This is a genomic window from Bradyrhizobium sp. BR 10261 (genome assembly GCF_019455395.1).
Classification (GTDB): domain Bacteria; phylum Pseudomonadota; class Alphaproteobacteria; order Rhizobiales; family Xanthobacteraceae; genus Bradyrhizobium; species Bradyrhizobium manausense.
Genome location: NZ_JACOFQ010000015.1, coordinates 183,177 through 190,139 on the forward strand (window position 1 = coordinate 183,177; position 6,963 = coordinate 190,139).

5 protein-coding genes and 1 pseudogene are annotated in these 6,963 nt (G+C 58.3%); 2 read left to right on the forward strand and 4 right to left on the reverse strand.

The window, feature by feature from the left end:
- Positions 1 to 278 precede the first annotated feature (278 nt).
- A complete protein-coding gene (locus tag HYH07_RS19540) occupies positions 279 to 1,931 on the forward strand; it encodes a putative Ig domain-containing protein (RefSeq protein WP_220004016.1) in 1,653 nt (550 codons plus the stop codon).
- A gap of 10 nt (positions 1,932 to 1,941) precedes the next feature.
- Here HYH07_RS19540 and HYH07_RS19545 read toward each other — a convergent pair whose 3' ends face one another.
- Positions 1,942 to 2,985, reverse strand: coding sequence for a polysaccharide pyruvyl transferase family protein (locus HYH07_RS19545; RefSeq protein WP_220004017.1), 1,044 nt, complete (start codon positions 2,983 to 2,985; stop codon positions 1,942 to 1,944).
- Between the two features lie 485 nt (positions 2,986 to 3,470).
- On the opposite strand from HYH07_RS19545, the gene HYH07_RS19550 reads away from it, so the two are divergent.
- Complete coding sequence (locus HYH07_RS19550; protein WP_220004018.1) at positions 3,471 to 4,271, forward strand: FkbM family methyltransferase; 801 nt, start codon at positions 3,471 to 3,473, stop codon at positions 4,269 to 4,271.
- A gap of 91 nt (positions 4,272 to 4,362) precedes the next feature.
- Here the strand turns inward: HYH07_RS19550 and HYH07_RS19555 are convergent, their stop codons facing one another.
- The 3 genes and pseudogenes from HYH07_RS19555 to HYH07_RS19565 form a co-directional block, all read right to left on the reverse strand.
- Positions 4,363 to 5,319: a GDP-L-fucose synthase gene (locus HYH07_RS19555; RefSeq protein WP_220004019.1), complete on the reverse strand. Its 957-nt coding sequence runs from the start codon at positions 5,317 to 5,319 to the stop codon at positions 4,363 to 4,365.
- The gene (gene gmd, locus HYH07_RS19560; protein ID WP_220004020.1) at positions 5,300 to 6,382 is read right to left on the reverse strand and encodes a GDP-mannose 4,6-dehydratase; all 1,083 of its coding nucleotides are present in this window, start codon (positions 6,380 to 6,382) and stop codon (positions 5,300 to 5,302) included. The genes HYH07_RS19555 and gmd overlap by 20 nt, the downstream gene beginning before the upstream one ends.
- A pseudogene (locus tag HYH07_RS19565) lies at positions 6,375 to 6,963 on the reverse strand (hypothetical protein); the annotation flags it as partial. The gene gmd and the pseudogene HYH07_RS19565, both read right to left, overlap by 8 nt.

Consider the following 6,963-nt stretch of genomic DNA (forward strand, 5'->3'; position numbering starts at 1 on the left):
GTTGATTGGGAACTGTATTGCACGTGATCTCCAAAACGATTACCGCGAACTTGTCGCTGCTGACAAGGACACGGCACGCGCCCAGTGGCTGCCATTCTGGTGGCCATTTAACGGTCATTTTCGTAACGCACGGCGAAATCTGCGGCTACACCTAAAGCGACCGGCATTTCGGACGCCTTGCACCGAACCGACGGTTCCTCAGCGACGAGTGACTACGTACCTGCCGAAACTCGCGGCGGTCTCGAGTAAGAGAGGCCTGGATGTCATCAAAGCGTCGAATGAACAGCACTATTGCAGCACTGTTCGTCGCATCATTGACTGTCATTGGCTCAGCCCTTTATCTTGGCCTGAGCAACGATGGTTTGCGACAGCGCCTGCAATTCATCCTGCTGTTTGAGGAACGCAGCCAAATCGTCGGCGGCGCGGTCATCGGCGAGAATGGCAGTGGGTTCTATGCGGGCTATACGCTGTCGTGGGGAGATGAATTCAACTCTCTCGATATCGTGGGTCCGGCAAACGCTCGCGGCAAGTTCTTCCCGACTGGCGCCTATCATCCGGGTATCCGTGGCAATACCACGTCGCTCGGGACAGCTTTTGATGCCGACCCGCTGACCACAGGCTACAAGGACCGCAACCGCGGCGTCGCGGTTGGCTTCGACAATATGTCGGTCTCCGGCTCGGTCCTGCGCCTCGCCGCGCGCAATGCAACAGCGCGCGAGCAGGCATTTCTTACGCCGACCGACCGATCCATCAACGGAGGCGTGCGGCCGCACCTCTCCGCGATGATTCATACCGCCGGGGCGTTTGCATACTACCCGACCACCAACGCCGTCATCATCGAGATGCGTGCCCGGTTCAGCCCCAGGCTTACAAATCCGGCCGGCTTTCATCCCGCGTTCTGGACCTATTCGGTCGCACCCGTGCTCAATCCAACCGGCAACGAGTGGGATCTGGAATGCAACTCCCAAGGGATGCACTTCAGCAATATTGTCCATACCTCGGGGGCAATCTCGACCGACAACACCGCCGGACCATTCGACTATATGGACGGCGCGTTCCACGTCTTCAGCTTTGTCTTTCGAAACGGTGGAAACACCCAACTCTACGTCGATGGCGCGCTTCGATCCCAGTTTGCCGGCGTGGACTCCAATACCAAGGATATGCCCTCATTTGTGCTGCTGACGTCACACATATTCAATAACACGTTCGCGGGCGAGGCGTATGACGCCGCAGCATGGGCCAGGTCGGCGACCGGCGCCTATCTCGATGTCGACTGGATCCGCGGCTGGCGGACGACAGGCGTCAAGCATTGGAAGCCGCTGGTTTCGGTCGCAGACCTCAATGTTGACTACGACGGCAATGGCGAGATTGTGCTCCCGGACGCGAGGGTCCTCTGGGGTGATGCAAGCGTTACCGAATTCGTCCAAGTCATACCCTATGACAGCTCCGAACCGGACATGACGGAGCAGACAACCTTTACGCAATTCCCGGAAGGAATTTCCTACGATGCGGTGTCGCGCACGATCAAGGCGGACTTCACCGCCGGCAAGGGTAATGCCGGACGGTCTCATGTCGTCGTTTATGGCTACAAACCTGACGGCTCAACGATGGAGCCAGTGCGATTCTCCATCAATCGCGGTCCGCGCGTGACGACCGGCCCCCTTTCAGCCGCCGCAAGCGACAGCTACCACCACGATGTCTATGGGGAGTGCGATGTCGGGGTCATGATGCCGAAGATCTTGTCCGTCAAAGGACTGCCGCGGGGGCTCTCCTTTGACCGATCCACCGGACTGATCAGCGGCGGCCCAACGGCAACAGGGGTCAGCAAGCTGACAATATCCTGCGCAAACAATGCGGGCCAGACAACAGAGAGGACGACGACGTTCACCATCCACGCGCGCGATGCGGCGAGCCGCCCGGACGGAGGATGATGCTCGACCTTCAACCTTGATCCCCCGGGGCGGAACCGCCAAGAAATTTTGCGAGGGCCTCGGCCACACTCGTGCTCAATGGCCGGCTCAACTTTTCGAAGGGCTTGCTCCAGGCATCGACAAAGGTGCTGATTTTCCCATAATTGTTGTCAAGGACCGAGTGCGGCACATTCAACAACACGCAAAAAATGTGCGTGTGAAGCCGGTCCGTGATCACATAGGCCGACGATCCAACTTGTCTCATTCCGCGGGCTACACGGTTCGACGCCAGAAGGTGAAACCAGCGAATACGCACGTCGAGCCCTGACGGCTTCCTGCCCTTGAGCACGAGGAGCGCCGTCTCAAGCAGCGCCTTCACAAACAACCACTTTCCCAAGCCTCGTTGTTCGACGAGCCAGTCCTCGACAACTGCAACGTTTGGGAGCGGAGGGAAACCTTTTTGCTCCACCTTCTCGTGATCGGTTCGGAGCAGCAGCAACAATTTCCTGGTTATTGCTGCTGGCGAGCTCTGCGCCCCCAGACAGAACGCCATGTCCGGACAGAGATCGGCGGGCGCCGTAAATTCCTTTGTCGCGATATTCAAACTTTGCACATCGCGGACTAGAATCCGGAACTTTTTATGCGAGTTGATGATGTCCGCGGCGCGCTTGAGACTTGCCGCCGAGGAGAAGTGTATGGTTTGCGGCAATTGGATGATCTGGCGATCCGGAAACTCCGATAGAAGCCTGAGCCGAAACTCCTGATGGCTGGGCCACAGGTCGCCGAAATTGCCCCCACCATGGATAAGTATAGGTCCGGCAGGAACGGCTCTTTCAAACTCTTCCTTTGACCAGGTGTCATAGGTGCAGACGTAGGACGGTGCTCTGCCTAGCTTCTTCTGCAGATAGGTCTCTTCACCCAACCATATGGCGCTGTCGCCCACATTCGAGTGGTTGGGGAAATCCACCAGCGCAAAATCCTCGACGCCCTCCAGATGAGGCCCGATGACCCTGTCGATTTCATTCTGTAACTCGGTAATGAGGGAACGAGAGTCCTTCATGGGCTTTTCGGCCATCGTTCTGAGCTCTTCGGCGCCACCGGTCGCATCACAGCATCGAACCGCTTCTGATGCATCACCCAAACTTCGCATTCGACAAACCCACTTCTGCCATTGCGCGCGGCACCCGCTACGGTTGCGCGAAAGACTTGACCGCAACGCCGGACTTTTGCGCCGCCGAGCTTCCCGCGTCGGTCATTCGATCTTTCGCACTCAGCCGGCTTCTGCCTCTAACACGCGTGCTCCCTCGGCGTCCCTGCCGATGCGGAAGCTGACCGGGTTCCAGAGCACGGAATAGATCGGCTTAGCAGCCAAAAGGCAAGTCTCGGCAACGCCGCCTTAGCGACAACACCGCACATATTCATGACAAAAATCGAATCTATTGAAGTCCTAAGGCAGGCAAATGTGTTCATCGCAACGAACATAGGCATCGAGCCTACGGGAGCGCCGCTTCTTGCAGCAAGCCCGCACCCAGGTGCGTTAGCGAGTTCGGAGTGAACTGCATGATTGGTTTGTTGAAAGACTACGTAAAGGCACGCCTGCTCGATAACGACTTTATGATATCCGGCACCTCAAAGGAGGAGGAGCTCAGGGAGTTCTTCCGGGACCTTTTCCCTGTCGTGACGGACAAGAAGTTGATTCGACTGGGCGGATTGGCTGATGGCGGCTATCTGGTTCCGGACGACCTGGATGGATGCGTCGGCTGCTTTTCACCGGGCGTCTACAACGTCTCTGACTTCGAGCTCGGCCTTGCCGAACGCGGCATCCCATGTTTCCTCGCTGACTTCTCGGTGGATGCACCCGCGATCCACAATGACCTCCTCGATTTCGAAAAGAAATTCCTCGGAAACGAAAACAATGCCAAGTTCATGACTCTCGAGAACTGGATGTCGAGAAAGGGCCCTCACACCGGCGACCTCATCCTCCAGATGGACATTGAAGGCGGCGAGTACGAAGTTCTCATTGAAACGAGCTGGGAGTACTTGAAGCGCTTCAGGATCATAATCATCGAGTTCCATTCCTTGGACAGAATTCTCAATCCGATCGGACTCAAGCTGATCGGCGCTGTTTTCAAGAAGATCACCAAGCACTTCGACGTCGTACACATTCATCCAAACAATTACTTCAAACCCATCGAATACAGGGACTTCAAGGTCCCGCCGACCATGGAATTCTCGTTCTTGCGCAAGGATCGCGTTTCTCGCCGGACGCCTGCGAGAAGGTTTCCTCACGACCTCGATAGGAGAAACGTCGCAAACAGGGATGATGTCGTGCTGCCGAAATGCTGGTTCGCTCCGGAGTGATCGCCCCCGTGGCCGCGCCGATGAATCGCGCCAGCCGCTGACAACGGGCGCGCGGATGCGACCGTTGGCTCGCAATTGCGAGGCGCGGTCCCTACTCCCCCGCCTGACGGTTTTCGCTGAGATATGCCTGATACGCCAACTTGAGCCCATCCTCGAGCGAGGTCTTGGCCCGCCAACCCAGCTTCGCCAACCGATTGACGTCGAGCAATTTGCGTGGAGTGCCGTCGGGGCGCGAGGTGTCAAAGCTGATCTCGCCGGAATAGCCGACGGTCGCCGCGACTAGGCGTGCAAATTCGGCGATCGCAATGTCCACGCCGGTGCCGATGTTGACGAGCTCGCCGCTCGAATAGGTCTTCATCAGGTGGATGCAGGCGTCCGCCAGATCGTCGACAAAGAGGAATTCGCGTCGCGGCGTGCCGGTGCCCCACACCACGACGTTCTTCGCCCCCGACGTCTTGGCCTCATGGAAGCGGCGGATCAACGCCGCGACGACGTGGCTGTATTCGGGATGATAGTTGTCGCCGCGACCGTAAAGGTTGGTCGGCATCACACTGATGAAGTTTGAATCATACTGGTTGCGATAGGCCTCGACCATCTTGATGCCGGCGATCTTTGCGATCGCGTAGGGTTCGTTGGTTGGCTCCAGCGGGCCAGTCAGCATCGACTCTTCGCGCAGCGGCTGGACTGCCAGTTTGGGGTAGATGCAGGAGGAGCCAAAGAACATCAGCTTCTCGCATCGATTGACATGCGCAGCGTGAATGACGTTGGCCGCGATCGCGAGATTTTCGTAGAGGAACTCGGCGCGCAGCGTATTGTTGGCGACGATGCCGCCGACCTTGGCGGCAGCAAGGAACACTGCCTGCGGACGCCTTGCAGCGAACCATCTATCGACGGCGGCCTGGTCACGCAGGTCAACCTCGCTCCGCGACACCGTCAGCAGCTCGACATTTTCCGTCGCAAGCCGCCTCACCAACGCGGAGCCAACCATGCCGCGATGGCCGGCGACTAAGACGGTCTTGCCGGCAAGTTCAAATGGCTTGCTTGCCATTGGCAACCTCTCGCCTGGCCTCGAACAAATCGGAAGCCACCATTTCCTTGACCAGTTGCGCGAACGGGGTCCTGGATTTCCAGCCGAGCTTCTCGCGCGCCTTGCTGGGGTCGCCGATCAGGAGATCGACCTCGGTAGGACGGAAATAGGTCGGATCGATTCGCACGACGATCCTGCCTGACTTCTTGTCGATACCGGTTTCCTCGACGCCCTTGCCCCGCCATTCGACTTTGCGGCCGACTTCGGCAAAGGCGAGCTCCACGAACTCGCGCACCGAGCGGGTCTCCCCGGTTGCCAGCACGAAATCGTCGGGCCGGTCGGCCTGCAGGACCATGTGCATGCCTTCGACATAATCCCTGGCGTGGCCCCAGTCGCGCTTGGCCTCGAGATTCCCGAGATACAACGTCTCTTCGAGGCCCGTCTCGATGCGGGCAACGGCACGCGTGATCTTGCGGGTGACGAAGGTCTCGCCGCGGATCGGGCTCTCGTGGTTGAAGAGAATGCCGTTCGAGGCGAACATGCCGTAGGCCTCGCGGTAGTTCACCGTGATCCAATAGGCGTAGAGCTTCGCCACCGCGTAAGGGGAGCGCGGGTAAAAGGGAGTCGTTTCCTTCTGCGGCACTTCCTGCACGAGGCCGTAGAGCTCGGAGGTTGACGCCTGATAGAACCGCGTCTCCTTTTCCATGCCAAGAATGCGGATCGCCTCCAATAGCCGCAGCGTTCCGATCGCGTCAGCATTTGCGGTGTACTCCGGGCTCTCGAAACTGACCGCCACATGGCTCTGTGCAGCCAGATTGTAGATCTCGGTTGGCCGGGTCTGGTGCATCAGGCGGATCAGGTTTGTCGAATCCGTCATGTCGCCGTAATGCATCAGAAACGGCACATCGCCGACATGCGGATCCTGATAGAGATGATCGACACGGGCGGTGTTGAAGGAGGACGATCGCCGCTTGATGCCGTGGACGATGTAGCCCAGGCCAACCAGATACTCAGCGAGATAGGCACCGTCCTGACCGGTGACGCCCGTAATCAGCGCGACGCGGCGCTTCGACCTTTCATTCATATTGCTCACCCGACTGCTTAGTTATCATCGACGATTTTCCCATTTTCCCGAACCTGTTGGCGATTGCGCCGAGGATTCGCAGGATCTCACGCTCGGGCCCGGCCGGCGAGCCTGTCGCTCGCCAGACTCCAAAGAGTGACCCGACATAGGCAAGCGCGCTCACGAGAACAACAGCGATCAACCGAGCATAGACGTGAGACTCATGGCCAACAGATGTGATGAAGGCCAAATTGGTCAGAAGACCGACAATGATCATCGTGCAGGTGGACAAAGCGGTCCTCAGATTCACGAGAAATTGCCGGGAGACAGAAGTGTCGATCAATTCGCGGACCAGGACCATGTTGTAGACGACACCGCCGAGCGTAACCGCCACGCGAGCCACCAGCAGGCCAAGTAACCCTCCCACCCACAGGCCCGCAACAATGAAAGGCAGCCTCACGATTAGGATCGCAACGTCGCGATGAAATAACCTGCGCGTCTGCCCAAGAGCCAGACCAAGGGGTTGGACGGTCGCGCTGAGCGTATGCAACGCAATTGCACCACCGAGGAGCTGGATCACGATTGTCGCGCCTGCCCAGGCC

Bases quoted from the DNA above. Each gene is read 5' to 3' on its own strand.
- HYH07_RS19540 (WP_220004016.1), top strand. From the start codon at position 279: ATGAACAGCACTATTGCAGCACTGTTCGTCGCATCATTGACTGTCATT.
- HYH07_RS19545 (WP_220004017.1), bottom strand. From the start codon at position 2,985: ATGGCCGAAAAGCCCATGAAGGACTCTCGTTCCCTCATTACCGAGTTA.
- HYH07_RS19550 (WP_220004018.1), top strand. From the start codon at position 3,471: ATGATTGGTTTGTTGAAAGACTACGTAAAGGCACGCCTGCTCGATAAC.
- HYH07_RS19555 (WP_220004019.1), bottom strand. From the start codon at position 5,319: ATGGCAAGCAAGCCATTTGAACTTGCCGGCAAGACCGTCTTAGTCGCC.
- gmd (WP_220004020.1), bottom strand. From the start codon at position 6,382: ATGAATGAAAGGTCGAAGCGCCGCGTCGCGCTGATTACGGGCGTCACC.